Genomic DNA, 26,297 nt, shown 5'->3' on the forward strand with positions numbered 1-26,297 from the left:
CTCACCGGGGGGTTTTGAACGTGTCGCGCTCGCCCGAATGTCGGGCAGTTTTTCAGCACTGGGGCGCTACCGGCGCGTAATGACCAGAATCGTCGTGGTAGACAACCACGGACAGTTCACCCACCTGGAACACCGGGCGCTCCGTGACATGGGCGTCGAGAGCGAGGTCGTCGACAACGAGACGCCCCCCTCGGAGGTCGAGGCCGACGGCATCGTCCTCTCGGGCGGTCCCGACATGGACCGGCGCGGCGAGTCGGCAGCCTACCTGGACCTCGACGTCCCCGTGCTGGGAATCTGCCTCGGCATGCAGATAATGGCGGCCGAACTCGGCGGCGAGGTCGGGTCGGGCGACTACGGCGGCTACGCCGACGTGACCGTCGAGATACTCGACGAGGACGACCCGCTTCTCGGGTCGCTCTACCCCGAGACGCGCGTCTGGGCGAGCCACGCCGACGAGGTGAAGGCCGTCCCCGACGGGTTCTCCGTCACCGCGAGGTCCGACGTCTGCGACGTGGAGGCGATGAGCGACCCCGACCGCGAACTCTACGGCGTCCAGTGGCACCCGGAGGTCAGCCACACCGAAGCGGGACAGGAAGTGTTCGAGAACTTCCTCGCACGGTGCGAGTAATCCGGGACACATTTACCGTCACGCGGGTACCGATAGGGCAGAATGACGGCGACCCAGGGGGACCTCGCACGCCTCTCCCGGTACATCTTTCGCGCACCACGCTGGTACACGAGCCTCGCGTTCGCGATGGTCGTCGCGGGCGTGACCGGCATCGGCGTCTTCGACACCGGCCCGCTCGAGGGGTTCTCGCAGGGCGTCTTCTTCATCGGGGTGCCGACGGTCGTCGCGAGCGTGCTCACGAGCGTGGTCGACAGGCGTCTCGACGGGCAACTGACCCCGAACCGCTCGTCGCTCCTCGCGCTCCTCTGTGAGATCGTCGTCCTGGTGTTCATGGCGGTCGGCGGCGTCGTCGCGCTGGTCCTCGGTCTGGGCCAGAACTTCGCGTTCGACGTGCTCTACGCGGGACTCGCCTCCATCTTCGCGCTCCGGTTGCTGGTCGTGGCCGCGGTGTCCGGTCACTCCATCCCGAAGGCGTCCGTGCCGGCGAGCATCCAGACGCTCGCGGCCGCCGCGTTGCTGTTCGTCTACAGCGGGACCATCCGGTACCTGGAGGGCAGCGGCCCGCTACTGAACGCGTACCTCTCCCGCGCCGAACACACCGAGGTCCTACTCCCGATCCTCCCTGGCGACTTCGTCATCCTGCTGGGCGTCTGTCTGCTCTACGGGTCGTCGGTGTGGCTCTTCCTCGCCATCATCGACCGGCCGTGGAAGCGCAGCCTCGGCGTGTCGGTGCGGGACTTCCTCGGCGGGTTCGTCGGGCACATCGCGGAGGGCACGCGCGAACTGGAGGACTTCTTCGAGGAACTCGGCGAGGTGGCCGTCGTGCCGGTGACCGTCCTCTCGTTCCGCCGGCCCGAGGGGTCCGAGAAGGCTCGCGTGGTCCTCCCGATGGTCCATCCCGGCCCGATGGGTGAGATCGGCGGCGGGAACCTCCCGGAGCGCGTCGCGTCGGCCACCGAGGGACTCGCGTTTCCGCCGCACGCCACCGCCGGGCACGACTTCAACCTCGTCACCGAACGGGAGGTCGACACCATCGTCGAGACGGCCGACAGCGCACTCGAATCGCTGTCGGTCTGCGACGGCGCGACCGGGAGCGTCCGCGTCACCGCCGGCGACGCGAAGATGCTCGCACAGGCGTTCGGCGACGACCTCCTGCTCGTGAGCACGCACTCGCCGCGGTACGCTGACGACGTGGAGTACGCCGTCGGCCTCTCGGCCGCCGCAGAGGCCCGTTCGAGCGGTTTCGACGACGTACTGCTCGTCGACGCGCACAACTGCAACAACGGGCTTCGAGGCGACGACCTCGGGCACGTAACGCCGGGGAGCGAACGCTCGTTCGACATGATGCAGGCGGCCAGACACGCCGCCGCGGAACTCCGCGACGCCGAGCAGCACCCCGTCGAACTCGGCACCGCGTGGGACCGGACGGACTGGACGCCGGCGGAGGGCATCGGCCCCCTCGGCATCCGCGTCGCCTGCGTCGACGTCGGCGGGCAGGTGACCGCGTACGTCCTCGTCGACGGGAACAACATGGAACCCGGCCTCAGGGAGATGGTCATCGGCGGTCTCCCGGACGCCGTCGACGCCGCCGAGGTGATGACGACCGACACCCACATCGTCAACAGGGTCGACTCCTCGAACCAGGTCGGCGAGGTCATCGACCACGACGAAATCGTCGCCCTCGTCGGAGAACTGACCGAACGCGCGCTGGCCGACCGCGAACCCGTCGAGGCGGGGATGGCCACGGAGCGCGCTCGCGTCACCGTGTTCGGTAACGACAGAACGGAGACGCTGGCGAGTCACGCCAACGCGATGATCTCGATGGGCGGGGCGCTCGCGGTGTTGATAGCGGGAGTCGCGATGGAGCTGAGCGTCGTCGTGTTCTTCCTCTCCTAGGCGCCCTCGAAGAGGTCGTCGACGGCGCGTCGGGCCGCGAGTGCGGCCTCTTCGGCCACCGCCTCCTCGTCGGCGTCGCCCTCGGGAGCGTTCAGGTACACGTCGACGTCGAGCACCCCCTCCTCGAACGTGACGGTCACGTCGAGGTCGCGGACGTCCGATTGCCTGTATCGCGAGCGAACGAGCCCTTCTGCCGCCTCGGCGGCGGTCTGTACGACTTCCTCGGCCGTGGGTTCGGTCATCCGATTACGCGCCGCCTGCACCGCCCATGCCGCCACCCATGCCGCCGAGCATCTGCTGGAGTTCCTCCTGGAGCGACTCGAACTGCTGCTGGACGCGCTCTTCCTGCTTCTCGAGCGTCTCGACGCGGATCTCGAGGCTGGAGACCTTCTCGTCGAGGGCCTCCTCGGCCTCGGCGTAGTCGGTCGCGACGAACAGTTCGCCGACCTCGCGGTACATCTGGGTGTCCTCGTCGATGTCGTCGAGTTCGTCGAGCGCGGTCTGTGCCTCGGTGAGCTGGGACTCTGCCTCCTGCTTCTGGATGGCGACCTGCTGTGCCGTCTCCTGAAGGTCCTGCAGTTCCTCGATCTTCTCCTGTGCCTCCGGCGGCAGATTTCCTTGCATACTCGGCTGGAAGGTTTCCGCCCTGAAAAACCCCCGCTTTCGACGACGGGCAGCGTCCGGCCCGGCCGAAGTCGGCCCCGGCACGCGTTCTCGTATTCGGTACGCGTTCTCGTATTCGGTACGCGTTCTCGTTCTCCCACCGGGGCGCGCGCTGGCGAGCGTGCCGACGGCCGCGAGCCGACATCGTGCGAGGGACGAGTACCGCAGGCGAACGGAGTGAGCCGAGGAACGGAGTCGGCTGGGGAGGGTGTGGTGCGGTGGTCATGCGTGGCGGTCTGCGGTCGGGCGTCGCGGTGGCCCGTCGACGTGCGAGCCACCGGCCATCACTCGCGGCCGGCCATCACTCGCGGCCGGACGCCAGCTCGTGCACCCGTTCGGCGACCGCGACGAGGCGAATCCACGTGTTGACGCCCGCCCGCAGCGCCACGAGGTCGGACGCCCCGACCGTCACGACGAGGGTGCGACCGTCGCGAGCGAGCCGGGTCTCGGAGCGGTCGCTGGCTATCTCGCCGACCTCCTGACGGACGCTGTCGGCGACGACCGTCGCCGTGGCGTCGCTGTCGTACTCGAACTCGAGAACGGTCTCGTGGGCGGGCATGGGCCCGTTACTGCACGTCGACTTCCTTGATGTCCGTGCTACGTTCCTTGAGCAGCACGCGGTGGCCGCAGTACGGACAGCGGACGCCGCCGTACTCGTCCAGCGTCACGTCGCGCTTGCACCGCGAGCACTTGTAACTCATTCGTCGTCTTCTTCTTCGGACAGTGCGGCCCGGATGGACCGACGGACGGTGCGACCGGCGGGCGTCTGCGCGCGGAAGGTGCCACCGGTGAACTTCTCGCCAGTCTCCTCGTTCTTCCAGATGCCGGTGCCGACGCGCGTCACGTCGTCACCGTCGACCGTGGAGTTGCGCATCTCGTCTTCGATCTCCGCGACGCGACGTCGAGAGACGCGACCGTAGCGAGCGCCGAAGCGACCGGCACTGCCGGTCTTTCCCTTCTTCTTGGCCATGATACCCGTCTCTACCGTCAGGCCGCAAATAAACCTGTTGAGTTCGGTTCCGGTCCGACCGGCACGAACCGACCGACGTGCTACTGCAGTTCGGCCGTCGCCAGCGCCTCGTTCAGGTCCTCGCGGACGCGTTCGCCCATCTCACGGTCGCCGGCGGTCGTGACGATGCGGTTCTCCTGGACGCTCGACCCGTCGCGGATGAGCATCCTGACGTTGCCGTTGCCGTCCGCACGGGTCACCTTCGCGCCGACGCTCGCCTGGGAACTCGACCCGCCTGCCTCGATCGGCCCGGGGACGACTTTCTTCACGTGTGGGTGCTCGGCGACGGTCCGGATGGCGGACTGGCCGGTCCGGCCGCCGATGAGCGTCGAGTGCGAGCCACCGATCTTCTCGCGCGGGGCCACGTCGACCACCTCCAGTGCGTCCTCGCCGAACCCGTCGAGGACGGCGCTCACGGGGTCCTCGTCGTCGACGCGATAGAACTCGTGGTGCAACTGCGCCCGCGCCTCGCGGACGACCGCGCGGTCGCCCGCCGCGTACACGGTCTCCGGCCGCTTCCGTCGCACCTCGTCGGCGACGCGACCCGCGAAGTTCCGGAGTTCGACGACGGCCGTCTCCTCGCCGTCGTCGGGCACCGTCGTCACCGTCGTCTCGCCGACCACCTCCTCGCCGTCGAGCACGGTGACGGTCGCCCGTTCGCGAGCGCAGTCCACGACGACGGCGTCGGCGTTGCTGGTGTGGCAGGTGAGACAGTAATCTCCCGGCCGTTCGAGCGCCGTCGCACACCGCCGACATTGCATGCCGCGTTCTAGCCAGTTGTCGACCTAAAGCCGTGCGGTTCCCGGAGCAGACCGACGGCCCAGGGTTCACGTACGATGACGGGCACAGCGTCGGCGTGACCTGACGACTCGACGCGGGCCGTACAGCGGGTGTGCGACGGCGGCGGTCCGCGAGCGGAATGCCTTTCGGTCGGCCAGCGCGTCGCCTGTCAGCCCATCTCCAGCGGGTCCACCTTGAGGTACTCCCGCAGGACGACGGTCGCGTACGACCCTTTCGGGAGCGAGAAGGAGAACGTCAGCGGGTCGGAGTCGACGGTCAGGTTCGCCCGGACGAGCACAGCGCGCCTGGTCCCCGCACTGTAGAACTCGCCCGGCAGGTCGAAGTCCCCGGGTTCGAGGCCGAGGTCATCGAGCACGGACCGTTCGATCTCGCCCTGCTCGCCGTCGGCCAGTTCCGTCTCCGTCCCGACCAGCGGTGCCGTCACGAACGCCCGTCCGCGCTCGCAGTGGCGCGCGATGGTGTCCACGCGGCGCTCGGTCACGCGCTGTTCGCGGTCCACGTCCGGGAACGAGAGGTCGGCCGGCGCGTCGGCGTCGGCGAAACAGACGACGTCGCCCTCGACCGGTCGCGTGAACGGGAGGCCGCGTTCGAGGCGCCTGCTCAGCAGCAGGTTGAACGCGTACGACTGGGCCGCGTGGACGAACAGCGACTGGAGGTTCTCCGGGAGCACCTCCAGCGCCTCCCGGAAGTCAGCGGCGTCCTCGCCGCCGTTCTCGACCAGCGCGTGGAGCATCGACCGCTCGTAGCGGAGCCGTCGCGGGAACTCGTCGAGTGCCGCCGCCCAGTCGTGGGTCTCCTCGACCATCGTGCGCGCCTCGCGGGTCCCGTCGGGTTCGTCCTCGTGCGGGTTGCCCACGTAGGTGAGCACCGCATCCTCCCAGTTCCCCCGGACGATGTCGAGACCGACCTCGTGGGTCACCGGTCGCGTGCTCCCGAACCGCTGCTGGCCGAAGAAGTTCGGGACGGAGACCGAGCCAGCGCCGAACTCGCGCAGCTGGTCGGTTATCGACCCGGTCGAATCCGGGTTCGTGGGGTCGGCGACGGTTATCTCGAAGTCGTTGCCCAGCAGGTCGCCGAACTGGAGGGCGCGACCGGCCCGGCCGACGACCTCGAGGTCCGCCCGCGAGAGCGACGGTAGCGCCTCCGGGTCGACGTCCTGAAGGGTGAACAGCTGGGTCGAGACGGCGCGTTTGTCCTTCGTCCCGGCCCAGGAGATTCGGCCACGACTGATGCCGAGTTCGTTCGAGAGTCGCCTCGCGAAGTCGTTGGTGTCCCAGCCCCGGAGCGTCGCGCGCACGACGAGATACGGGTAGTCGCCGGTCGGCGCGTCGACCGGTTCGGCGTCGAAGTGCTCCCGCTCGATCACCCGGAAGTCCTCGTTCCGGTCGCGGAGTCGTCCGCCCACGCCGTCGGCGTCGCTCACGTAGTAGGTCATCCCGACCGCCTGCTCGCGAGGATGTGCGTCGCGCATCGGCCTCAGAAGAGCGAGAGGTCGCCGGTCACCCGGTCGACGAGGTCGTCGTCGCCGGGGCCGACGGCCAGTGCGGTCACCGTCCCGGGGTCGAGTTGCGTGTGGCCCGCGTCGCGGACGATGGCGTGGGGCAACCCTTCCCGCTCGGCCCTGTCCGCGAGTTCGAACAACTCCGATTCGCCGCTGGCCTTCAGGACGACCTTCTTCTGCCCGGAGCCCTTCCACGCCTTCCGGGTCCGGGAGTCTGCGTCCTCGTACGCGCTGAGCGACGCGTGTGCGACCTGTGCGGCCAGCTTCCCCTCTCCCATCCCGATGTCGGTCCGGGCGACGATGGCCTGCTTCATGGTCGGTCTGACGGCCGGGCCCAGTAAAACGGTGGCTATCCACCGGTCGACCGCTCGACCGGCCGCCCTCGAACCGGCCTTGACTCACGAGCAGGGGGTCGGTGACGGCCGTCCGTCTCCGGCCGACGTCGAGGGTGCTGCCAGTCCGGGGTCAGCCGCCCGTCCACGCGTCGAGGAGCGTCCGGTCGGCGTCCGTCGCACCGTACAGGTCGGCGACGACCTCGTCGATGCGCCGGTCGGTCGCCTCGATGGTCTCGTCCAGTCTGGCGGCACAGTCCCTCGCGCGGCGATAGTCGTCGAGTTCGTCGGCGACAGCGTCGGGGTCGGGGAGGCGGATGGAACGCAGTCGGTCGACCGGCGCGATGGACTTCGCGGCCCGACACCGGAACCCCGCGGTGCCGTCGTCGCGCTCGACCACCTCGGGGACGAACGCGGCCACGAGGCCGGCGAGGCGGTCGCCGCACTCGAGCCGGAGGGCGGGAGCGGCGGGCGTCTCGACGTAGCCCCAGCGGTCGCGCTCGCGCTCGCTCGCGGAACTCGAACCGCCGTCTTCCACGGGGGCCGCGGGCTCGCCGTCGGGCTTGTAGCGTGCGGTCGCCCTGAGTTCGACGACGCCGTCGTGCTGCTCGACCGCCACGTCGCCGAGTCGGAGGTTCGGGTACTCCTCCGTGGTCGCCGTGAGTGGCCCGTCGGCGACGACGGTCGCCCCGTGGTCGGCCAGCGTCGCGCCGTCCGGGTCCTCGAACGACGGCGAGAGGTCGGGTTCGAGCGCGTCGCGGTCGGCACGTGCGTCGCGTGCAGTCCTGGCGGCCCGCGCGAGACGGTCGAGGTCTGCCGGGTCCGGCGACGGCGGGACGGGGAGTTCGAGCAGGAACATCGGTTTACACCGGAGGTAGCCGCCACTGACGTGCGTACCCCCGTACACCTGCGTGAAGTACCATCGGACCAGAGTCGAGTTCAGCAGGCCGAGCAGGTGCCAGACCCCGTAGGGCGTCTCCTCGCGCGGGCGGACGACGTACAGGGTGTTCAGCGCGTGGCGTCCCTCGGTGTCGTAGGCGACGGTCGGCCAGCGGGCCACGTCGGGGGCGAGCAGTTTCGGCCCCGCGAACAGCGACGGTTCGCGCAGGTCGGCGTACTCGCCGGCGGCCTCGTCGACGAGTTCGGGGTCCGTCCGGACGTACCGGCCGTCCCAGTCCACGAGGTAGGGCTCTACGCTGTCGCCGCCGACGACGGGGACGGCGTCGGGCGTCGGTTCGTCGACCACGAGTTTCTCGCGGACGTTCCCGGTGTGGATACCCTCTGTGGCCGTCGCGTGGTCGCCGAGACGGGACCCGGTCGCCGCGAGTCGCGCAACGAAGCCGGCGGCATCGGCGTCGACGTCGGTCGGGATGACCCGGTCGCCGAGTCCGTCCACCACGTCGCGGGGGAGCGCCGCGTGGGGGGCGTCGTCGATGTCGGCCGCCTTCCGCGGGTGGGTGACGGTGAGTTCGTCGGTCGGCCCGGCGTTCGCCTGGAACCGGAGGACGAGGGGGTAGACTGCGGCGTCGTCGAACACGTCGAGCGAGGAGAGGTCGACCAGTTCCGCGACACGGTGGTCGTCGAGCAGGCGGTCACGGAGCGGTCGCCCGTAGCGGGTCGTCGTCCACTTGTTCGGGACGACCACGCCGATCCGGTCGGCCAGCGTCGACGTCCGTTCGAGGAACGGGACGTACAGGTCGAACGCGCCGACGGCCGTCGCATAGGACTCGCGATAGTCCGCCTTCCGGTCGTCGGGAATCGACCGACTCCTTACGTACGGTGGGTTCCCGACGGCGGCGTCGAACCGTCGGTCTTCGCCCCGTATCTCGGGGAATGCCTCGGGCCAGTCGACCGCCGGTCCGTCGGTCGGGGGGTCACAGACGGGCGAGTCGTCGACGCTGGCGCGGCCGACGAGGGCGTCTCCCTCGTGGAGGTGGTCGTGCAGGGAGGCGAGCGCGTCGGCCGACGCCCCGGTAGTCAGCCAGGTGACGAGCGTCGTCAGGTCGAGCGCCCGTGCGTCGAGGTCGACCCCGTAGAGGCAGTTCGAGACGAGGGCGTCGGTGAGCGTCCCGGAGACGGTCTGGGTAGTGCCCGCGAGTCGGTCCCGACAGACGAGGACTGTGTCGACGAGGAACCGCCCACACCCGGTCGCCGGGTCGAGGACGGCGAGGTCGGTCACCGGTCGCTCTCCTGTCTCGACGGCGTCGAGCAACGGGTCGACCGTCGTCTCGACGACGTACCGAACGACGGGGAACGGCGTGTAGTACGCCCCCGACGGCTTCCGGTCCTCTGCGAGCATCGCCTCGTACACCGTCCCGACGTGCCGGGGGTCGAGCGTCTCGAACGACCGCGCGACGCCGGTGTCCCCGACGGTCTCGAGCTGGCCGACCGCCGCCGCGAGCGAGGCGTCTGCCGGCCAGTCGTCGGCCGGGAGGGTCGCGACCGGAACCCGGTCGGTTATCGTGGCCCAGGCGGTCGCGACGCGGTCGGCGAGGCCGGCCGTCGTGGACCACTCGACGGGGTGGTCGAGGCGGTCACGGGCGTCGGCGACCCGGAGGACGAACAGTCGGAGGACCGTCGCCTCGGGGTCTGCCGTGTCGGCGTCCTCCGTCAGGAGGCGACGGGCGGCGGTGACGTCCGGCGAGAGGGCGTGGGCGTGCGGGTCGGAGGGAACCATCCCTTCACTCGACATGGTCGCGGACGGACAAGAATCTCGGGGTGCGGGTATCGAAGGGGTTTTAGTCGCCGGTAGGGTTCGACCGGGTATGAGCGCTCCGTGGGCGGACTGGAACCACGTCCTCAAACTCGACCCGGACAAGGACCTGGTCGAGGGCGAGACGTTCGAAGACGTGTGTGCGACCGGCACCGACGCCATCGAGATCGGCGGGACACTGGGGATGACCGAGGAGAAGATGCGCGAGGTCATCGAGGCGTGTGCCGCACACGACGTGCCCATCTACCAGGAACCGTCGAACCCGAGCGTCGTCGTCGACAGCGACGCACTCGACGGCTACCTCGTCCCCACCGTGTTCAACGCCGGCGACATCTTCTGGGTCACCGGCGCACACAAGGAGTGGGTCCGCATCGACGGGGGCCTCGACTGGGACCGCACGACCACGGAAGCCTACATCGTGATGAACCCCGAGGCGAGCGTCGCGGAGTACACCGAGGCGGACTGCGACCTCAGCGCCGACGACGTCGCGGCCTACGCCGAGGTGGCCGAGAAGATGTTCGGACAGGAGATCGTCTACGTCGAGTACTCGGGCACCCTGGGCGACCCGGAGACGGTCCGGGCAGCGAGCGACGCACTGGAGGAGGCGACGCTGTTCTACGGCGGCGGCATCCACGACTACGAGACGGCGCGGCAGATGGGCGAACACGCGGACGTCGTGGTCGTCGGTGACCTCGTCCACGACGAGGGCGTCGACGCCGTCGCCGAGACGGTCGCGGGCGCGAACGACGCCTGACTCGGTCCGTCTCATCCCGCCACTGGAGTTAAGGATATTCTCACCCGAGAGTCGGCAATGCAGACCGATCCAGTCGACCGTTCCGAGACGCACCGGTCGTCCCCTGGCAACCACGGATTCACCTCGTGCCCGGCCTCGACCGTCGGGCGGCCGAGCGACCGGTTGCCGGGTGACGCATGAGCTTCGACGACACCGCCGTCGGAGACGAACGCTCCACGTCTGCCCGGACCGTCACGGAGGCGGACATCGTCAACTTCGCCGGAGTAAGCGGCGACTTCAACTACCTCCACACCGACGCCGAACGGATGGCGAACTCCGACTTCGGCGAGCGCATCGCCCACGGCGCGCTGGTGTTCTCGATGATGACCGGGTTGCTGTGGCAGGACCGGGAGAACGAGGACGTCGTCGCGTTCTACGGGGTCGACCGCCTGCGGTTCCGTGCGCCGACGTTCGTCGGCGACACGGTTCACGTCGAGACCGAGGTCGTAGAGAAGGAGGCGCGTGACCACCCCGAGGCGGCCGGCGTCGTCCGCGAGGAAGCCGAGGTGAAGACGGGGGACGGGACCGTCGTGCTCTCGTGCGAGCTGCTGGCACTCCTTCGCTGACCGTCCTGCGGACCCGGAACCGACCGACCTGGTGTCGGCAAGCCGATATCTTTTGGGCCGGGGCGTTCACACTGTGCCGGGGCGGGTTCTGAGCCCCGGCGTCCGACGGAAAAGACGGTGTTTAAGGCGGCCCCTCCGGAAACCGGAGGTATGGAGAACCGAACGTACACCGCGGATGCCGAGCCGGGCGACCACGTGACCGTCGCCGGCTGGGTCCACGAGATTCGTGACCTCGGGGGGATCGCGTTCCTCATCCTCCGGGACAAGACGGGCAAGATTCAGGTCAAGTTCGAGAAGGACGAGATGGACGAGGACCTCGTCGAGGCCGGCCTCGGCGTCTCCCGCGAGAGCGTCGTCAGCGTCACCGGCGACGTCGAGGAGGAACCGCGCGCGCCGACCGGCGTCGAGGTGACGCCGGAGTCCTTCGAGACAATCGCACCGGCCGACCCCGAACTCCCACTCGACCCCTCGGGCAAGGTCGACGCCGAACTGCCGACGCGACTGGACAACCGCACGCTCGACCTCCGCAAGCCCGACGTCAAGGCCATCTTCGAGATTCGCTCCGAGGTCCTGCGGGCGGTGCGCGAGGAGTTCCGCACCATCGGCTGCACCGAGATAAACACGCCCAAGATAGTCGCCACGGGGACCGAGGGCGGCACCGAACTGTTCCCCGTCTCCTACTTCGGCGAGGAGGCGTTCATGAACCAGTCGCCCCAGCTGTTCAAGCAGTTGATGGCCGGTTCCGGCCTGGAGAAGGTCTTCGAGATCGGCCCCATCTTCCGCGCCGAGGAGCACAACACGCCGCGACACCTCAACGAGGCGACCTCCATCGACTTCGAGGGCGCGTTCCACGACCACTCGGACGCGATGGACGTCGTCGAGGGCATCGTCACGGCCGCCTACGAGGCCGTCGTCGAGAACTGCGAGGAGCAACTCGAACACCTCGACCTCGTGGACGAGTTCGAGGCCCCCGGCGGCGACTTCCCGCGTCTCACCTACGAGGAGGCCCTCGACCGCATCAACGCGACCGGCGAACTCGACGAGATGCTCGTCTACGGCGACGACCTCTCGACCGAGGCCGAACGCGTCCTCGGCGACGAGGTCGGGGAGCACTACTTCATCACCGACTGGCCCAGCGAGATAAAGCCGTTCTACATCAAGGACCACGACGACGACCCCGAGACGTCGACCGGCTTCGACCTCATGCACCCGCGCATGGAACTCGTCTCCGGCGGCCAGCGCGAGCACCGCTACGAGGAACTCGTCGCCGGCTTCGAGCAGCAGGGCCTGAACCCCGACGACTTCGACTACTACACGAAGATGTTCAAGTACGGGATGCCCCCGCACGCCGGGTGGGGCCTCGGTGCCGAACGACTCGTCATGACGATGCTCGGACTGGACAACATCCGGGAGGCGGTCCTGTTCCCGCGCGACCGGCAGCGGCTGTCGCCGTAGGCGACGCCGCGAGTGTGGCGGGGGAGCAGCGAGCAACTTTTGGATTTGCGAGCGAGTTCCCGCGCGACCGGCAGCGGCTGTCGCCGTAGGCGACGCTGCGACTGTCGCCAGAGCGAGTCACCGCGGACGGACCCGCCGATTCCGGGTCGCCCCGGTTCGAGCCTGCACCGCCGCGTTCTCTCGTCGTCCCGGACCGACCGACACGACCGGGACGAACCGGTTGCCAAACTTACTTATTCGACCGGAGTCGAGAGTGCACGCATGTCTGGAATGGCCCTCCTGTCCGGGCTGGCGATACTCGTCGCGTCGGCCTGGGCCTGTGTCGCCGCGTGGGTGTGGTACGACGCCCGCGCGAACGGTGGTCACGTCGCCGTCGGGTGGAGTCTCGCCGTCTTCGTCACCGGTCCGCCCGGGCTGCTGGCCTACCTCGCGCTCGGCAGTCCCGCCGGGGCCGACGCGAGCTGGCCGTAGATGAAAACGGATTAAGGCACCCGCCGCCGAGGGTGTTGCATGACCGAGGAGGCGCGGGCGTTCGTGCCGGGACACGTCACCGGTTTCTTCAGCGCACATCCGGACGAGGACGACCCGACGAAGGCCGGTTCGACCGGCGCGGGACTCACGCTCACCGACGGCGTGACCGTCTCTGTCCGGCCGGCCGGCGAACCGTCGCTGTCGCTGAACGGGGAGCGCGTCGACGTGGAGGCCGTCGAACGGGTACTGCGCGCACTCGACGCGTCGGCCGCCGTCGAGGCCGAGACCGACCTCCCGCTCGGGTCCGGGTTCGGCGTCTCGGGGGCGATGGCGCTCGGGACGGCGCTGGCGACGAACCGCGTGTTCGACCGCAAACTCTCAGCGAACGAACTCGTGACCATCGCCCACGGGGCCGAGGTGCAGGCCGGGACCGGTCTCGGCGACGTCGTCGCGCAGGCCAGGGGTGGCATCCCGATACGGCTCGAACCGGGTGGCCCACAGGTCAACCACCTCGACGCGATTCCGGCGCGGGCACGCGTCGAGTACGTGACCCTCGGCCAGCTCTCGACCGTCGAGGTGCTCTCGGGCGACACGGACCTGCTCTCCGAGGCCGGGCGACGGGCGCTCTCGCGGGTGGTGAAGGAACCGACGCTCCCGAGTTTCATCTTCGCGTCGCGACGGTTCGCCCGCGAGGCCGAGTTGCTGACCCCCGCCGTCTCGGAGGTCATCGAGGACGTCGTGGAGGCGGGGGGACAGGCGTCGATGGCGATGCTCGGCGAGACGGTGTTCGCGCTGGGGACCGGCCTCTCGGACGCGGGCTACGACCCGTCGGTGTGTGCGACGCACCCGGCGGGCGCGATGCTGAAGTGATTCTTTCAGCCTGCTGAACGCTTATCCCGGTCCGCTCACGTTCTACTGGCATGTACGACCGCCGGACGGTCCTCGCGGCGACCGGTGCGATGCTGTCGTCGCTCGCCGGGTGCCTCTCCACCGACGCCGGACCCGAGACGACCGCCCCCGACGCGTCCACGGGGACCGACCAGACAGACGAACCGACCCCCGGAATGGCGACCGACGAGGGATTCGACGACCCGCCGGACTGGGAGAACGAGTGGTACCGGAGCTGGGACTACAGCAACGCGCTCGGCGTCGACCCCGTCGGCGGGGTGGCCTACGTGACCGCGAGCGACGAACACGGTGGTCCCTCGGCGACCGTCGCGGTCGACCCGGCGGACGGGTCGACGCTGTGGGCGACCGAACACGAGGGCGAGGCCGTCGGGCGCTCGTACGCGATGCCCAACGAGGGCGACGACCACTGGGGCGTCACCGTCGCGGACGACGCGGTGTTCAGCGTCAACGGACGGGCCGACCAGTTCGAGTGGACGACGCTGCACGCGATGGACCGCGGGACGGGCGAGCGTCTCTGGCACCTCCGTCGCGACCGCCTCCTCGGCGTCGAGGGCGTGGTCGAGGGAACCGTCTTCGTGCTGGCGACGGACTTCTTCGAACCGGAACACTCCCACGACGAACCGGAGCCTCGCCCGATGACCGTCCTCGCCGTAGACGCAGACACCGGCGAGGTGCGCTGGGACGAGACCGTCACCGCCGCCGAGGCGACCGCCGCCGTCGACGCCGACGGCGTCTACCTCGTCGCCGACGACCGACTGCTCGCGTTCGCCCACGACGGGACGAAGCGCGGGGAGCGAGCGCTGGCGACCACCGGGGCCCGTCTGGCGGTCGCCGACGGCGGACGGTTCCTGCTCCAGCGTGCCGAGGCGGCGTCCCGCGTCTCCGGTATCGCGACGGACGGCAGCGAGCAGTGGTCGCACGAGCGGGAGGTGTTCGACCACCTCGCCGTCGACGACGTGCTCTACGTCGACGACCCGGGCGTCGGTGCGATCGGCTCGGATGGGTCGGTTCGCTGGGAGACCGACGCCGGCGGCGGGGACTTCTTCGCGGGGCCGTCGCGGGAGACGCTGTACACCCGGTCGGGTCTCCGGGCGGACGCCGTCACGGCCCACAGGACGTCCGACGGGACCGCCCAGTGGACGTTCGACCCGCCACACCGGAACGCCTGGCCCGCCGCGGCCACGTCGGAGACGGTCGTCGTCGAGGCACTCGCAGAGCACGCGTACCGGGTCTACGCCGTCGACGCCGCGTCGGGTGACCTGTTGGCACGCCTCGGGAACGTGCAGTCGTTCTCGATAGAGGGGATGGGAGACAGGGTGCTCGTCGCCGACGGTGCCGGTGGCGTACAGGCGTTACCGGCGCGACCCTGAACCGGTCTGTGCCGGTCAGCCCGGAGACCGGAGCTATTTTTTCGTCCCACACGTACCGCGGGCCATGAGCCACCACGTCGACGTACCCGAGGACCATCCGCGATACGAGTCGTTGCTGACGCGCCACCGCATCGAGGCCGGCGTCGACATGGGAATCACCAGCAGACAGGGTCTCATCGCCCAGGGCCGGGGTGAGGCCTTCGACTACCTGCTCGGCGAGCGAACCATCGACTCCGCGGAGGCCGCCGAACGCGCCGCCGCCGCGTACCTCCTGCTCGCCGAGCACCCCGTGCTCTCGGTCAACGGGAACGTCGCCGCGCTGGCGCCCGGGGAGGTCGTCGAACTCGCCGAGGTCGTCGGCGCGGACGTCGAGGTCAACCTGTTCAACCGGACCGAGGAACGCATGCAGGCCATCGTGGACCACCTCCGTGAGCACGGCGCGACCGAGGTGAAGGGACTCGCCGGGGACGCCCGGATACCCGGCCTCTCGCACGAACGCGCCAAGGTCGACGCCGACGGCATCTACGACGCCGACGTGGTGCTCGTGCCACTGGAGGACGGCGACCGCGCCGAGGCGCTCGCCGCCATGGGCAAGGTCGAACTCGTCGTCGACCTCAACCCAGGGTCGCGGTCTGCCCGGGTCGCCGACGTGCCCATCGTCGACAACATCGTCCGCGCCCTGCCGAACATCACGGCACACGCCCGGGCGCTACAGGGGGCCTCGGAGGCCGAACTCCGCGATATCGTCGAGGAGTTCGACGCCGAGTGGGCGCTGGCCGACGCGGAGGAGGCGATCCGGTCCGGCGAGTTCGACTGACGCCACGACTGCGATGGCGTCCCGAACGACCTCCTGCACGGGTGCTCCCTCGTCGGGACGGAACTGATAGCAGGAAAACACGACCTGGCGAACGTTCATGCCGACCGAGTGCTAGAAGCTACCATGGCACGATACGCGGCCGGCCGCGACCACGGCGCACGAGTCGTCGAGCGCGCTGGCTACGACCTCGGGGCCACCGGGGCAGTGACCGTGGGGAGTCCGACGGCGGCGACGGACCGTCTGATGCCCTCCGACCGCGAACTCGCCGTCGAGGGACTCGGTCCACGGGAGGCACGTCCGGAGGCGCTCGTCCCCCGGTTCGCGTCCGTCCTCGCGGAGGGCCGCGACGCGCTGTTCGTCGTGCCCGACCAGGGGGCGATTGAGGGCGCGCTGTCGGTCCTCTCGGCGCCGTACTGCGTCGCGGCGGAGACCGACGTGGGCTGTCGGACGTTCTACGACGGGCCGGACCGGATTCCACTGGCGAACGGCCGGTACGCGCTGGCCGAGGCGGACGAGTACGTCTGGAGGGAGCAGGACCCCGAGCACCCCGAACGGGAGGGTCGCACCGGGTCGGACCGGAAGGAGGTCGTGCTGACCGGCGACGGCGAGGTGCTGGCGACGTTCGGCGAGGTGGACGCGCTCTCGTGCCCGCCGGCCGACGCGTTCCCGCTCTCGTACGGGCGCGGCGACGACAAGGCGTTCCACGTGTACGACCGGTCGGGGAGCGAACTCGGCCGGTTCGGCACCGTCCGGGCGATGCGCGAACACGGCTACGAGCCGGTTCCCATGCCGCTGGTCCCCGAGCACGTCTTCGAGCGCGGGTCGCTGGCGCGTTCGTGGGCGGTGGTCGCGGAGGACTCGTTCGCTGTCCACACGCGAACCGGGGTACGGGTGGTCTGAGATGGTGCAGTCGCTTCCACAGGAAGTCCGGGGGGACGGCTGGGAACTGGTCGACCGGACGGAGGAGACCGTGTTCCGACTGGCGACGGTCGAAGTGCGCGGCGACACGGCGCTGTACGAGGACGTCCCGCTCCGCCGGGCGGTGCGGGAGGCGACCGACGGCGCCCTCGACCAGCCGTGGCGGTTCGTCTTCACCACCCGTCTCTCGTTCAGGCCGCCGCTGTCGCCCGGCGTCGGCACCGCATCGGTGTTCCCGACGGTCGTCTCATCGGCCCGACGCAAGTTCGCCGCCGACCTGCGCGAGCGCGGGTTCCGGAACGTCGAGCGCGGCAGGAGCGACGGGATGCGGACGAACGGCGGCGCGCGGGCCCGGTTGACCCAGTACGACGCGACGTACGACCTTCGAGAGGCAGGCGTCGACGGCGAGGTGGCGGTCGAGGGCTGGCTGTCGGTCTGGGTCGACGGCGGCACCTTCCGACTGGCCGGCGGTGCCTACCCGGTGTCGGGACTGGACGCCGTCGTTCCGGGCGTCGTCGCCGACCCGGGCACGTACCGGAACGAATTGCTCGCTATCCTGCGGTCGCTGGCCTGATACCGGCTGGTTTTGCGGGCTCTGTCGGTCGCTCGACGCATCACAAGCGTTAATAACTACCTTGTGGTATCACTAGGTGGTATGCAAGGGTTCGACTCGTTCAGCGACGTCGGCGAGGCCGACGTGACGCGTGCGATCGCACAGGACTGGGGCGACGAGTTCCTCGACTTCACCGACTCCGAGGTCGTCGTCGTCGGCGGCGGGCCGTCCGGGTTGATGGCCGCGAAGGAACTCGCCGAGCGCGACGTCGACGTGATGGTCGTCGAGAAGAACAACTACCTCGGCGGTGGCTTCTGGCTCGGCGGCTTCCTGATGAACAAGGTGACGGTACGCGACCCCGCCCAGCAGGTCCTCGACGACCTCGACGTCACGTACGACGAGGCCGACGACGTGGACGGCCTCTTCGTGGCCGACGGCCCCCACGCCTGCTCAGCGCTCGTCCAGGCGACCTGCGACGCCGGCGCGAAGATACAGAACATGACCGAGTTCACGGACATCGTCGTCCGCGAGGACCACCGGGTCTCGGGCATCGTGATGAACTACACGCCGGTCCACGCCCTCCCGCGGGAGATAACCTGCGTCGACCCGGTCGCGGTCGAGGCCGACCTCGTCGTCGACTCCACCGGCCACGACGCCATGGCAATCAACAAACTCGACGAGCGTGGGGTGCTCGACGCGCCGGGCATCAGGGCGGCCCGCGAGCGCGGCCAGGTGATGGACCAGACGGGCGACGAGAGCTACGGCGCACCGGGGCACGACTCGCCGGGGCACGACTCGATGTGGGTCGGCCGGAGCGAGGACGAGGTCGTCGAACACACCGGCGTCGTCCACGACGGTCTCGTCGCCAGCGGGATGGCCGTCGCGACGGCCTACGGACTCCCGCGGATGGGGCCGACCTTCGGCGCCATGCTCGTCTCCGGCAAGAAGGCCGCACAGGTCGCCCTCGACGAACTGGACGTGGACGCCGAACCGGTCGCGCTGTCCTCGAAGTCGGCGGTTCCGGCGGACGACTGACCGCTCCCCGAACCCGCCCGGCCGTTTCGGCCGGGCGTGCTATTCCTCGTCGTCCTGCACGAGCAGCCACCTGTACTCGCCAGAGGTGACGAGGACGTCCGTCGAGAAGGCGACGCGGGCGTCGGCCGCGGTGACGTTCCCGGCGACGGTGGCCCGGACCCAGCCGGTCCGCGTCTCGCCGGCCGGGAGCGGTCGGACGCTCCGGTACCAGTCGTCGGTCATCCAGGTGGGGGTCGGCCCCTCGCCCGCCGACGAGGCGTTCTTCGGTCGCACCGCAACGGCAGGGGTCGCCCCGTCCACGCTCCCGACGTTCTCGACGGTGACCTTCACGAAGAGGAACTGCTCCCCGTCCGGGGCGGTGACGGTCCGGGTGCCACCCGCGCCGTCGTCGGCGTCGTACGCCCCGGTCAGCCGGTAGTCCTCGACTGCGACCGCGATGGTCGTGTTCTCCTGTTTCAGGCCGACTGCTTCGCCCGGCGCGTACGTCTCGTCCGGGAACCCACCGCCGAGTCCACCGTCGGCACAGCCGGTGAGTGCGACGAGCGCGACGAGCGCGAGGGCGAGGGAGACGTGATTGACCGCTATCATGAGCCGAGCACGTGTCAGTGGACCAATGGTGTTGCGTCGGCCGCGTCACCGGTCGGGCTTCCCGAACGCGAACAGCGTCATCGGTGTCTGGTTCGACGCACGCGGCGACAGGTGCTCGGTAACGAGGCCGTCGTAGAAGGTGAACCCCCGTCCGCCGAGCGCCCGGTGGGCGTACGTCGCGAGGTAGAGTCGGCCGAGCGCGATGCCGCCTTCTAGCTGGGCGAGTCGGTACCCCCGGTTGCCGAACCGCTCGACTACGGCTTCGACGTCGGCCATCGCGTAGACGTTCACGGCGGCGTCGCCGACGACGGCCTGCTCCAGTGCGAGGTGACCGGCGGTTCCACGCCCGGTGTCGCCCACCCGTTCGAGATGGGGTCCGTCGGGGTGGTACTGGTAGGCACCGGAGGGCACGCCGTCGACGGCGTGGACGAGACAGTAGTAGTCGAGCAGGCCGTCGCCGCCGTCTACGCAGTCGGTCGGCACGCCCCCGAGCGCCCGGTCGAGTATCGTCGCCAACTTCCGGTCGCTGATGGCCTCGTGGCTGTACTCCCTGAGCGACCCGCGCCGGTCGATGGTGTTCCCGACGGGGCGGGCGGACGCCGTCGCGTCGTCGACCGGGTCCAGGTCGACGGTCTCGCCGTCGCCCGGTCCGTGCCGTCCGACGTCGGCCGGGTCGTCGAACTCGACACGCCACTCACGGGCGGCCTGTCCGTCCACGAGCGCGCTCTGTCGCCACGCGTCGTGGAGGACGGGGTACTCGACCGGGTCCGAGGCGAGTTCGGTCTCGGGGTGGATGGGGTCGACGGCGGGCGCGTCCGGTACGGCGTCGCCCTCGCCGACGGCCACCAGCTCGAGCGGTGCCTCGTCGGTCGGGTCGAGTCCGAGCAGGTCCACGACCGCGTCGTCGGCGAACCCGGCCACCACCTCGGCCCGGTACCCGAACCCGTGCGCCACCGCGAGCAGGTTGGCGAGGACGGTTCCGGAGTCCCAGAACGCGTGTCGATAGGTTCGCTCCCGGTACTTCCAGGCGTTTCGCCACCACGTGGACGTGGCCACCAGCGTCACGGGGGCGTTCGTTACGCCGGACTGCCCGCCGCTGGCGTCGGCGAGGACGCCCCGGTAGTCGCCCCGGCGGAGGACGTGGAACTCGTCCGTCTCGGGGTCGTAGTGGTAGACACCGGCGTCAGCGTCCGGGAGGTCACTCGTGACCGCGTAGAGGTCGACGTGGTACAGTTTCCCCGTACAGGAGGCGGCCCGGAACGATGCGGACTCCCCGCGGACCGAGAGCGTCTTCGTCACGCCGGCGGCGTAGTGACAGAGCGTCGCGAGGTCGACGCCCGTCGAGGCGTCTGACACCGCGTCGGGAACCGCCGTCGAGGTGGCGATGGCCGAGAGGGCCGGGGTCGCCGGTGGGTCGACAACGTCACCGAGGGACGCCCGTGGCAGGTCGACGTACACCTTCGACGGGCGCGGCCTGTTGTCGAAGTCGAGCGAGTGGTCCGTCTCGCGGACGCTCCGGGGGGAGTGGTTCGTCCGGTCGTGGTAGTCGCGGGCGTCGACCATGCCCGGTGGTTCGACGGGCCGTCGAAAATCGTTTTGGGGCCGCAGCGGTCGCCGGGCCGTCACACCCGCCCGCCGGTCACGCGGACGATGCCGAGCAGGTGCTCCTCGTGGTGGGTCGCCCGGGCACGCCCCTCCAGCGTCTCGCGTGCAGTCTCCACGCGCTCCCGGAGCAGGTCGTGGGGTGACGGGTCGTACCGGACCTTCAGCGTCGGGGGAGTCGACAGCACGGTCAACCCGCGAAAGAGCGCGTTCACGGGTCGGGCGACGGGTCGATCCGACAGTGCGGCGTCGACGAGGACGACGGTGCCGCCCGTGTCGACGAGGTCACACCAGTCTGCGACGGCGGCGGCGGGGTCCCCGAGCATCCCGACGACGAACGTGGCGAGCACGCCGTCGACGGGACCCGATACCGGTGGCCGGGTCGCGTCGCCGTGGACGAGGTGGACGTTCTCCCAGCCCCTGCGCTCGACCAGTCGCTCCGCCCGGTCGAGCATCCCTCTGGTGTAGTCGACGCCCACGACGGTCCCCTCGGGGCCGACGCGTTCGCGCAAGTAGGGGAGGTTCGCGCCGGTACCACACCCCATCTCGACGACGGTGTCGCCGCGGTCGAGGTCGAGCGCGGTCGTGGCGCGGTCGCGTATCGCCCCGACGCCCGGGACGTAGGTCGCCAGTACGTCGTACAGGCCGGCCCATCGGGCGTAGAAGGCTCTCGCCGCGTCGCTGGCGTCCGACGGTGCCGGTACGGTGGTCGCGTCGGTCACGTCAGTTCACGGATGGTCTCGGCCACCGCGACCGGGTCGTCTCCGAGGACGTAGACGATCGGTTCGACGCCGACGTCGCCGGTCTGGTACAGCACCGTCGCGTCGGGGGTCGCCTCGACGGCGGCCGCGACTGCGGCGGGGAGGTCGGCCTCGCTCTCGAACTCAGCCGCCTCGTACCCCATCGCTTCGAGGGCGGTGACGACGTCCTCGTCGTACCTGATGTTGGCGGCGGCGTGGACGTCGGCGCCGGCGTCCCGGGCCGCGAGCAGGACAGAGGCGACGTACTCGCTGACGCCGAACTCCGGTTCGGCCGGCACCGTCGCCCGCCCCTTCACGTCGACGATGCGACCCGGGACGCCGGCCACGTCGTCGATGGTCGCAGCGTCGGGCGTACAGGCGACGAGGTTCGACCCGACGTTCGGGATGAGCGCTGCGAACCCGCTGGTGTTCTCCAGCACGCGGAGGCCGCGACGGAGCGACGAGAGCACGCGCTCTGCGGTCCGGAGTTCGCTCTCGGGGTCGTGGATGGTGAAGTCGGCCCCGTACTCGGCGAGTTCGGGCATCTGCTCGCGGTGGATGGTCGCCAGCAGGTCGCCGCGTTCGAGTCGCCGGACGAGCACCTCGGTCTCGACGAGGCCCTGTACGGGGTGCATCGTCCCCTCGGCCAGTCCCTCGCCGATGCGGGCGACAAGTTCCTGGACGCGTTCGTCCTCGACGAACTCCTGGCGGCGGGTCACCTCGCCGTGGGCGTACTTCGACACCGCCGACTGGCTGATGCCGAGCGCCTCGGCCACCTCGCTCTGGGTGAATCCACGCTCGCGCAGGTCCTCGGCCAGCATCGACCGGAACGTCGGGAGGAACTCCTCGACGACGATCTCCTCGACGAATCTCATCGTTTCTGGGCCCCGCCGAACTCCTGGTCCCCCTGTATCTTCGACGCCTGCGGCCCGGTCTGGTCCTGGTACTTCGAGCCGCGTTCCGCCCCGTACGGACGGTCTGCGGGCGACTTGAGTTCGGTGAAGGTCAACTGGGAGATGCGCATGCCCGGCGTCAGCGCGACCGGCGCGCTCCCCAGGTTCGACAGTTCGAGCGTTATCTGGCCCCGGTAGCCCGGGTCGCAGAGCCCGGCCGTGGCGTGGACGACGACGGCGAGTCTCCCGAGCGAGGACCGCCCCTCGACGTGTGCGATGAGGTCGGCCGGAATCTCGACGCGCTCTTCCGTGGTCCCGAGCACGAAGTCGCCGGGGTGGAGGATGAACTCCTCGTCGGGGTCGACGACCGTCTCGCTGACGTACTCGTCGACCTCGTTCTCGGCGTCCGGGTGGATGCAGGGGATGTTCGTGTGCTGGAACTCCAGGAACTCACGCCCGAGGCGCAGGTCGACGCTGGCCGGCTGGACCTGCAGGTCGACGTCCTCGAGGGGTTCGACGACGAGGTCGCCCGCCTCGAGCCGCCGGAGGATGTCCGCGTCCGATAGTATCATACCTGGTTCGTCCACCGCCCAGGGGGTAAATCTTCTCGATTGACGGTTGCCGTCGACTGCCCGGGGTCTCTCGCGGGTCCTCGATGCAGGGGCGGGGTACCGTCACGTTCGCCCCTGTTGTCGGGCGCTCGACAGCAAAAGGGATACGGTCCTTCTCCCCGTCCGTTCGACCATGGTCTCCTCCAGCGACACCTCTGCGTTCCTGACGGTCCCCTTGTCCGTCGCCCTGGTCGCCGGTCTCGTCGTCTTGACCGACGTGACGGCACGGTCGGTCCTCCCACTCGCGCTGGCGTTCCTGGGAACGACGGCCTGGAACCTCGCCGAAGACGTCTACGACCTCCCGGACGGGTCGAACTGGCTGTTCTACGGCGGACTCGCCGTGGCCGTCGGCATCACGATGCCCATCGTCGGCCAACCGGTCCAGGTCGGTGTGGTGCTCGTCGTCGCCGGCGTCTGGTTCGTCGCCGACGGCGCGACCAGGATGCGGTACGACTCACCTCGCGAGCGCCCCGCGTTCCTGTCCGGCATCGACGACGACTCCGCCGAGGCGATGCGTCGGATGGGGACGCTCCAGGTGGTCTACCGGCAGGTCGAGTCGGCGGACGGGCCGGTTTCGGCCCCGGAACTCGCGTCGGCCCTCGAACTCACCGAGGGCCGGGTCGGGGACGCGCTGACGTTCCTCGAGGAGACGGGGAAGGTCACACGCGATGGCGACCGGTACAGCACCGTCCCGCCACGGTGGGGAAAACTGGACCCGGTCGTCCGGTTCGCGGTCTGGATACCGCGTCGACTCACGCGTCCGTTCCGGCGGGTTGCGACCCGAACCCGGAACTGAGACGAGCGTGACGTCGCCTACGCCTTCGCCTGCCAGCCCCGAACCCGGTCGGCGCTGACGCCCTGTACGTCGCCGGCCACCGTCTCGGGGTCGGCCTCCTTCAGGTCGTCGACGCTCTCGATGCCCGCCGCCTTCAGCTTCTCTGCGGTCTTCGAACCGATGCCGTCGAGGGATTCGAGGTCGGTGCCCGACTCGCTCTCGCGCTCCTGGTACTCCCGGTAGTTGCAGATGGGGCAGCCGAGTTCCCACGGTTCGCGGTCCTCGTCGTCGTAGGTGACGTGGAGTTCGTGGACGCCGTGTTCGTCACAGACCTCGTCCTGCACCTCGATGGTCCCGCGCCGGGGGAGCGGGACCGAGTAGTCGCAGTCGGGATAGCGTTTGCAACCGACCAGCCGCGACCCGTTCCGGAGCGTCTTGACCGCCAGTTCGCCGCCGTGTTCCTCGCCGCAGTCGGGGCACGGGCCGATGCCCGGGCCCTCGCCGGCCTCCTCGGCCTTGCACCGCGGACAGCCGTGGACGAACGTCTGGCGCCCGGCGAGCATCTTCACCTCGTGCATGTCGTGTTTCTCACAGACCGTGTCGGTGATGAGCGGTTTGCCGGTCGACGGAAGCGGGAGCGTGTACTCGCAGTCCGGGTAGCCGTTGCAGCCGATGAAGTACGACCCGCGCCGGGAGCGCCGGACGAGCAGGTCGTCGCCGCACTCGGGGCAGGGTCCGACGCGCTTGTCGGCCTTGAGGCTCTTCTGGAGGTGGTCGCCGATATCGTCGCCGGACTCCCGTAGCTCCTCGAAGACCGCGTCGAGCATCTCGCGGGACTCGTCGGTCACCTCGTCGTAGCTGACCTCGCCCTTCGCGATGCGGTCCATGTCGGCCTCGAGTTGCGCCGTCATCTCCTCGCTGACGATGCGGTCGGCGAACGTCTCGGCCGCCTCGACGACGGCCTCCGCGAGCGCAGTGGGTCGCGGCGGGTCGTTCTCGATGTAGCCCCTGTCGTAGAGCTTCTCGATGGTCTCGTGGCGGGTCGCCTTCGTCCCGATGCCCATCTTCTCCATCGTCTCGATGAGCCGCGACTGGCCGTAGCGACGGGGTGGCTGGGTCTGCTTGTCCTCGAGGCGCACCTCCTCGATGGCCAGTTCCTGGTCGACGGTCACGTCGGGGACGTAGCTCTCGTTGGTGCTGTAGTAGGGGTAGACGTCGTGGTAGCCGGGTTTCACGAGGCGCTTCCCGTTCGCCTTCAGCCGGTGGTCGCCAACCTCGGCGACGACCTTGAGGTGTTCCCACTTCGCGGCTTCGGCGACCGTGGCGTAGAAGCGCCTGACGACGAGTTCGTACACCTCCCACTCGTCGTCGTTCACGTCGCTCCCGCGGACCGGAATCTCGCCCGTCGGGTGGATGGGCGGGTGGTCGGTCGTCTCCTCGTCGCCACGGGTGGGTTCGATGTCGTCGAGTTCGAGCAGTTCCTCGGCGCTCTCGCCGAGTTCCGAGTGGCCGACGAACTCGTCGAGGAGGTCCTCCTCGTTCAGGTCGTCGGGGTAGACCGTGTTGTCGGTCCGGGGGTAGGTGATGTAGCCGGCGGTGTAGAGGTCCTCCGCGATGCTCATCGCCCGCTTCGCCGAGTAGCCCAGCGACCCGGCCGCCCGGATGAACTGGGTCGTGTTGAACGGTGCGGGCGGACTGTCGGTCCGGGTGCGACGGTCGACGTCCGTGACCGTCGCGCTCGCGGCCGTCGAGAGCGACTCGTAGACGGCGTCGGCGACGTCCTCGTCCCAGACGCGCTCGGCCTCGTTGTCGTCCTCGTCGAGGTAGAAGTACTGCGCCTCGAACGAGGCGTCCTCGTCGGCGGGCTTCAGGTCGGCGAACAGTTCCCAGTAGTCCTCGGGGTCGAACGCCTCTATCTCGCGCTCGCGGTCGACTATCAGTTTCAGCGTCGGCGACTGGACCCGACCGACCGAGATGAAGTCCTCGCCGAGTTGGCGGGCCGACAGCGAGAGGAAGCGCGTCAGCGCCGCCCCCCAGACGAGGTCGATGACCTGCCTGGCCTCGCCGGCGGCCGCGAGGTCGAAGTCGAGTTCGTCGGGGTCGGCGAACGCCTCCGTCACCTCGCGTTCGGTGATGGAGGAGTACCGGACGCGGTCTATCGGCACGTCGTCGTTGACCTCGCGGACGATCTCGTAGGCTTCCTTCCCGATGAGTTCGCCCTCGCGGTCGAAGTCGGTCGCGATGGTGACGCGGTCGGCCCGCCGAGCGAGCAGTCGGAGCGTCGCCACGATGTTCTCTTTCGTCGGCTTCTTCTGTATCTCGGCGTCGATGAGTTCGTGCGGTTCGACGTCGCGCCAGTCGTTGTACTCGGGCGGGAAGTCCACGCCGACGACGTGGCCGGACAGCCCCACGCATCGCTTGCCACCCCACCTGTAGACGTTCACGCCGTTCTCTCGCTCGGCGGAGGCGGAGCCACCGCTGAGTATGTCGGCGATGCGTCTGGCGGCGTTGTCCTTCTCGGTCACTATCAGTTCCATCCTTCACCCCGGACGACAGGTCGCTCGGTCATTGTCGACTGATAGGTCGAGTGCGTTCCTAAACGTTTCGGCGAGAAACCGACAGACAGCGCGGGTGTGCGGGCACACGAGCGCTCGCGCG

The 26,297-nt window shown here is 69.5% G+C and carries 28 protein-coding genes; 13 read left to right on the forward strand and 15 right to left on the reverse strand.

Annotated elements, in window-relative coordinates; translation table 11 throughout:
• Nucleotides 1-79: 79 nt before the first annotated feature.
• Both ACSC1W_RS04115 and ACSC1W_RS04120 read left to right on the forward strand, forming a co-directional pair.
• A complete protein-coding gene (locus ACSC1W_RS04115) occupies nt 80-628 on the forward strand; it encodes a GMP synthase subunit A (RefSeq protein ID WP_435345591.1) in 549 nt (182 codons plus the stop codon).
• A gap of 42 nt (nt 629-670) precedes the next feature.
• Complete coding sequence (locus ACSC1W_RS04120) at nt 671-2,524, forward strand: DUF2070 family protein (protein ID WP_435345592.1); 1,854 nt, start codon at nt 671-673, stop codon at nt 2,522-2,524.
• Here ACSC1W_RS04120 and ACSC1W_RS04125 read toward each other — a convergent pair.
• The 9 genes from ACSC1W_RS04125 to ACSC1W_RS04165 form a co-directional block, all read right to left on the reverse strand.
• A complete protein-coding gene (locus ACSC1W_RS04125; RefSeq protein WP_435345593.1) occupies nt 2,521-2,766 on the reverse strand; it encodes a DUF3194 domain-containing protein in 246 nt (81 codons plus the stop codon). The two genes, ACSC1W_RS04120 and ACSC1W_RS04125, sit on opposite strands and share 4 nt — an antisense overlap.
• Nucleotides 2,767-2,770: 4 nt before the next feature.
• A complete protein-coding gene (locus ACSC1W_RS04130) occupies nt 2,771-3,148 on the reverse strand; it encodes a prefoldin subunit beta (protein WP_435345594.1) in 378 nt (125 codons plus the stop codon).
• Nucleotides 3,149-3,488: 340 nt separating this feature from the next.
• Nucleotides 3,489-3,746, reverse strand: coding sequence for a KEOPS complex subunit Pcc1 (locus tag ACSC1W_RS04135; protein WP_435345595.1), 258 nt, complete (start codon nt 3,744-3,746; stop codon nt 3,489-3,491).
• A gap of 7 nt (nt 3,747-3,753) precedes the next feature.
• Nucleotides 3,754-3,888, reverse strand: a complete 135-nt coding sequence (locus tag ACSC1W_RS04140) for a DNA-directed RNA polymerase subunit P (protein WP_435345596.1) — start codon at nt 3,886-3,888, stop codon at nt 3,754-3,756.
• Complete coding sequence (locus tag ACSC1W_RS04145) at nt 3,885-4,157, reverse strand: eL43 family ribosomal protein (protein WP_435345597.1); 273 nt, start codon at nt 4,155-4,157, stop codon at nt 3,885-3,887. The genes ACSC1W_RS04140 and ACSC1W_RS04145 overlap by 4 nt, the downstream gene beginning before the upstream one ends.
• Nucleotides 4,158-4,237: 80 nt before the next feature.
• A complete protein-coding gene (locus ACSC1W_RS04150) occupies nt 4,238-4,957 on the reverse strand; it encodes a DUF2103 domain-containing protein (protein WP_435345598.1) in 720 nt (239 codons plus the stop codon).
• A 188-nt stretch (nt 4,958-5,145) separates the two neighbouring features.
• Nucleotides 5,146-6,468 carry a tRNA pseudouridine(13) synthase TruD gene (gene truD / locus ACSC1W_RS04155; protein ID WP_435345599.1) on the reverse strand — a complete coding sequence of 441 codons (1,323 nt, stop codon included), beginning with the start codon at nt 6,466-6,468 and terminating at the stop codon, nt 5,146-5,148.
• A gap of 5 nt (nt 6,469-6,473) precedes the next feature.
• Nucleotides 6,474-6,812, reverse strand: a complete 339-nt coding sequence (pth2, locus tag ACSC1W_RS04160; protein ID WP_435345600.1) for a peptidyl-tRNA hydrolase Pth2 — start codon at nt 6,810-6,812, stop codon at nt 6,474-6,476.
• A gap of 151 nt (nt 6,813-6,963) precedes the next feature.
• Nucleotides 6,964-9,507 carry an Eco57I restriction-modification methylase domain-containing protein gene (locus ACSC1W_RS04165; protein WP_435345601.1) on the reverse strand — a complete coding sequence of 848 codons (2,544 nt, stop codon included), beginning with the start codon at nt 9,505-9,507 and terminating at the stop codon, nt 6,964-6,966.
• Nucleotides 9,508-9,595: 88 nt separating this feature from the next.
• On the opposite strand from ACSC1W_RS04165, the gene ACSC1W_RS04170 reads away from it, so the two are divergent.
• The 10 genes from ACSC1W_RS04170 to ACSC1W_RS04215 all read left to right on the forward strand — a co-directional run bounded on the left by ACSC1W_RS04170 (nt 9,596) and on the right by ACSC1W_RS04215 (nt 18,430).
• Nucleotides 9,596-10,297 (forward strand): phosphoglycerol geranylgeranyltransferase, encoded by a 702-nt coding sequence (locus ACSC1W_RS04170; RefSeq protein ID WP_435345602.1) that lies wholly within the window; start codon nt 9,596-9,598, stop codon nt 10,295-10,297.
• Nucleotides 10,298-10,473: 176 nt separating this feature from the next.
• Nucleotides 10,474-10,902, forward strand: a complete 429-nt coding sequence (locus tag ACSC1W_RS04175; RefSeq protein ID WP_435345603.1) for a MaoC/PaaZ C-terminal domain-containing protein — start codon at nt 10,474-10,476, stop codon at nt 10,900-10,902.
• A 150-nt stretch (nt 10,903-11,052) separates the two neighbouring features.
• Nucleotides 11,053-12,357: an aspartate--tRNA(Asn) ligase gene (aspS, locus tag ACSC1W_RS04180; RefSeq protein ID WP_435345604.1), complete on the forward strand. Its 1,305-nt coding sequence runs from the start codon at nt 11,053-11,055 to the stop codon at nt 12,355-12,357.
• Nucleotides 12,358-12,618: 261 nt separating this feature from the next.
• Entirely contained in the window at nt 12,619-12,828 is a 210-nt protein-coding gene (locus ACSC1W_RS04185) for a hypothetical protein (protein WP_435345605.1), read from the forward strand.
• A gap of 39 nt (nt 12,829-12,867) precedes the next feature.
• The gene (locus ACSC1W_RS04190) at nt 12,868-13,698 is read left to right on the forward strand and encodes a pantoate kinase (protein WP_435345606.1); all 831 of its coding nucleotides are present in this window, start codon (nt 12,868-12,870) and stop codon (nt 13,696-13,698) included.
• Nucleotides 13,699-13,748: 50 nt separating this feature from the next.
• Entirely contained in the window at nt 13,749-15,107 is a 1,359-nt protein-coding gene (locus ACSC1W_RS04195; RefSeq protein ID WP_435345607.1) for an outer membrane protein assembly factor BamB family protein, read from the forward strand.
• Between the two features lie 64 nt (nt 15,108-15,171).
• A complete protein-coding gene (locus ACSC1W_RS04200; RefSeq protein ID WP_435345608.1) occupies nt 15,172-15,924 on the forward strand; it encodes a 4-phosphopantoate--beta-alanine ligase in 753 nt (250 codons plus the stop codon).
• A 123-nt stretch (nt 15,925-16,047) separates the two neighbouring features.
• Complete coding sequence (locus tag ACSC1W_RS04205) at nt 16,048-16,824, forward strand: hypothetical protein (protein ID WP_435345609.1); 777 nt, start codon at nt 16,048-16,050, stop codon at nt 16,822-16,824.
• Between the two features lies 1 nt (nt 16,825).
• The gene (locus ACSC1W_RS04210; RefSeq protein ID WP_435345610.1) at nt 16,826-17,416 is read left to right on the forward strand and encodes a DUF6517 family protein; all 591 of its coding nucleotides are present in this window, start codon (nt 16,826-16,828) and stop codon (nt 17,414-17,416) included.
• 81 nt (nt 17,417-17,497) lie between these two features.
• Complete coding sequence (locus ACSC1W_RS04215; RefSeq protein WP_435345611.1) at nt 17,498-18,430, forward strand: sulfide-dependent adenosine diphosphate thiazole synthase; 933 nt, start codon at nt 17,498-17,500, stop codon at nt 18,428-18,430.
• 39 nt (nt 18,431-18,469) lie between these two features.
• Here ACSC1W_RS04215 and ACSC1W_RS04220 read toward each other — a convergent pair whose 3' ends face one another.
• The 5 genes from ACSC1W_RS04220 to dcd are packed head-to-tail and all read right to left on the reverse strand — an operon-like array spanning nt 18,470 to nt 22,825.
• Entirely contained in the window at nt 18,470-19,018 is a 549-nt protein-coding gene (locus tag ACSC1W_RS04220; protein ID WP_435345612.1) for a hypothetical protein, read from the reverse strand.
• A gap of 45 nt (nt 19,019-19,063) precedes the next feature.
• Nucleotides 19,064-20,581 carry a SagB family peptide dehydrogenase gene (locus ACSC1W_RS04225; protein WP_435345613.1) on the reverse strand — a complete coding sequence of 506 codons (1,518 nt, stop codon included), beginning with the start codon at nt 20,579-20,581 and terminating at the stop codon, nt 19,064-19,066.
• Between the two features lie 59 nt (nt 20,582-20,640).
• The gene (locus tag ACSC1W_RS04230; protein WP_435345614.1) at nt 20,641-21,342 is read right to left on the reverse strand and encodes a class I SAM-dependent methyltransferase; all 702 of its coding nucleotides are present in this window, start codon (nt 21,340-21,342) and stop codon (nt 20,641-20,643) included.
• Entirely contained in the window at nt 21,339-22,235 is an 897-nt protein-coding gene (locus ACSC1W_RS04235; protein ID WP_435345615.1) for a thiamine-phosphate synthase family protein, read from the reverse strand. Before ACSC1W_RS04235 ends, ACSC1W_RS04230 begins: the two co-directional genes overlap by 4 nt.
• The gene (gene dcd / locus ACSC1W_RS04240) at nt 22,232-22,825 is read right to left on the reverse strand and encodes a dCTP deaminase (protein WP_435345616.1); all 594 of its coding nucleotides are present in this window, start codon (nt 22,823-22,825) and stop codon (nt 22,232-22,234) included. The genes ACSC1W_RS04235 and dcd overlap by 4 nt, the downstream gene beginning before the upstream one ends.
• Nucleotides 22,826-22,997: 172 nt before the next feature.
• Here dcd and ACSC1W_RS04245 point away from each other — a divergent pair, with 172 nt between their 5' ends.
• Nucleotides 22,998-23,660: a hypothetical protein gene (locus ACSC1W_RS04245; RefSeq protein ID WP_435345617.1), complete on the forward strand. Its 663-nt coding sequence runs from the start codon at nt 22,998-23,000 to the stop codon at nt 23,658-23,660.
• A 17-nt stretch (nt 23,661-23,677) separates the two neighbouring features.
• Here the strand turns inward: ACSC1W_RS04245 and ACSC1W_RS04250 are convergent, their stop codons facing one another.
• Nucleotides 23,678-26,176 carry a DNA topoisomerase I gene (locus tag ACSC1W_RS04250; protein WP_435345618.1) on the reverse strand — a complete coding sequence of 833 codons (2,499 nt, stop codon included), beginning with the start codon at nt 26,174-26,176 and terminating at the stop codon, nt 23,678-23,680.
• Nucleotides 26,177-26,297: the final 121 nt, after the last annotated feature.

This window comes from Haloarchaeobius marinus (assembly GCF_051207415.1).
Lineage (GTDB): Archaea > Halobacteriota > Halobacteria > Halobacteriales > Natrialbaceae > Haloarchaeobius.

Excerpts from the sequence above, each read along its gene's own strand:
- ACSC1W_RS04130 (WP_435345594.1), bottom strand. The coding sequence starts at position 3,148 with ATGCAAGGAAATCTGCCGCCGGAGGCACAGGAGAAGATCGAGGAACTG.
- aspS (WP_435345604.1), top strand. The coding sequence starts at position 11,053 with ATGGAGAACCGAACGTACACCGCGGATGCCGAGCCGGGCGACCACGTG.
- ACSC1W_RS04150 (WP_435345598.1), bottom strand. The coding sequence starts at position 4,957 with ATGCAATGTCGGCGGTGTGCGACGGCGCTCGAACGGCCGGGAGATTAC.
- ACSC1W_RS04145 (WP_435345597.1), bottom strand. The coding sequence starts at position 4,157 with ATGGCCAAGAAGAAGGGAAAGACCGGCAGTGCCGGTCGCTTCGGCGCT.
- pth2 (WP_435345600.1), bottom strand. The coding sequence starts at position 6,812 with ATGAAGCAGGCCATCGTCGCCCGGACCGACATCGGGATGGGAGAGGGG.
- ACSC1W_RS04205 (WP_435345609.1), top strand. The coding sequence starts at position 16,048 with ATGGCACGATACGCGGCCGGCCGCGACCACGGCGCACGAGTCGTCGAG.
- ACSC1W_RS04125 (WP_435345593.1), bottom strand. The coding sequence starts at position 2,766 with ATGACCGAACCCACGGCCGAGGAAGTCGTACAGACCGCCGCCGAGGCG.
- ACSC1W_RS04165 (WP_435345601.1), bottom strand. The coding sequence starts at position 9,507 with ATGGTTCCCTCCGACCCGCACGCCCACGCCCTCTCGCCGGACGTCACC.
- ACSC1W_RS04120 (WP_435345592.1), top strand. The coding sequence starts at position 671 with ATGACGGCGACCCAGGGGGACCTCGCACGCCTCTCCCGGTACATCTTT.
- ACSC1W_RS04235 (WP_435345615.1), bottom strand. The coding sequence starts at position 22,235 with ATGAGATTCGTCGAGGAGATCGTCGTCGAGGAGTTCCTCCCGACGTTC.
- ACSC1W_RS04115 (WP_435345591.1), top strand. The coding sequence starts at position 80 with ATGACCAGAATCGTCGTGGTAGACAACCACGGACAGTTCACCCACCTG.
- ACSC1W_RS04250 (WP_435345618.1), bottom strand. The coding sequence starts at position 26,176 with ATGGAACTGATAGTGACCGAGAAGGACAACGCCGCCAGACGCATCGCC.
- ACSC1W_RS04185 (WP_435345605.1), top strand. The coding sequence starts at position 12,619 with ATGTCTGGAATGGCCCTCCTGTCCGGGCTGGCGATACTCGTCGCGTCG.
- ACSC1W_RS04215 (WP_435345611.1), top strand. The coding sequence starts at position 17,498 with ATGCAAGGGTTCGACTCGTTCAGCGACGTCGGCGAGGCCGACGTGACG.
- ACSC1W_RS04225 (WP_435345613.1), bottom strand. The coding sequence starts at position 20,581 with ATGGTCGACGCCCGCGACTACCACGACCGGACGAACCACTCCCCCCGG.
- ACSC1W_RS04175 (WP_435345603.1), top strand. The coding sequence starts at position 10,474 with ATGAGCTTCGACGACACCGCCGTCGGAGACGAACGCTCCACGTCTGCC.
- truD (WP_435345599.1), bottom strand. The coding sequence starts at position 6,468 with ATGCGCGACGCACATCCTCGCGAGCAGGCGGTCGGGATGACCTACTAC.
- dcd (WP_435345616.1), bottom strand. The coding sequence starts at position 22,825 with ATGATACTATCGGACGCGGACATCCTCCGGCGGCTCGAGGCGGGCGAC.
- ACSC1W_RS04140 (WP_435345596.1), bottom strand. The coding sequence starts at position 3,888 with ATGAGTTACAAGTGCTCGCGGTGCAAGCGCGACGTGACGCTGGACGAG.
- ACSC1W_RS04195 (WP_435345607.1), top strand. The coding sequence starts at position 13,749 with ATGTACGACCGCCGGACGGTCCTCGCGGCGACCGGTGCGATGCTGTCG.
- ACSC1W_RS04220 (WP_435345612.1), bottom strand. The coding sequence starts at position 19,018 with ATGATAGCGGTCAATCACGTCTCCCTCGCCCTCGCGCTCGTCGCGCTC.
- ACSC1W_RS04190 (WP_435345606.1), top strand. The coding sequence starts at position 12,868 with ATGACCGAGGAGGCGCGGGCGTTCGTGCCGGGACACGTCACCGGTTTC.
- ACSC1W_RS04135 (WP_435345595.1), bottom strand. The coding sequence starts at position 3,746 with ATGCCCGCCCACGAGACCGTTCTCGAGTTCGAGTACGACAGCGACGCC.
- ACSC1W_RS04245 (WP_435345617.1), top strand. The coding sequence starts at position 22,998 with ATGGTCTCCTCCAGCGACACCTCTGCGTTCCTGACGGTCCCCTTGTCC.
- ACSC1W_RS04200 (WP_435345608.1), top strand. The coding sequence starts at position 15,172 with ATGAGCCACCACGTCGACGTACCCGAGGACCATCCGCGATACGAGTCG.
- ACSC1W_RS04210 (WP_435345610.1), top strand. The coding sequence starts at position 16,826 with ATGGTGCAGTCGCTTCCACAGGAAGTCCGGGGGGACGGCTGGGAACTG.
- ACSC1W_RS04170 (WP_435345602.1), top strand. The coding sequence starts at position 9,596 with ATGAGCGCTCCGTGGGCGGACTGGAACCACGTCCTCAAACTCGACCCG.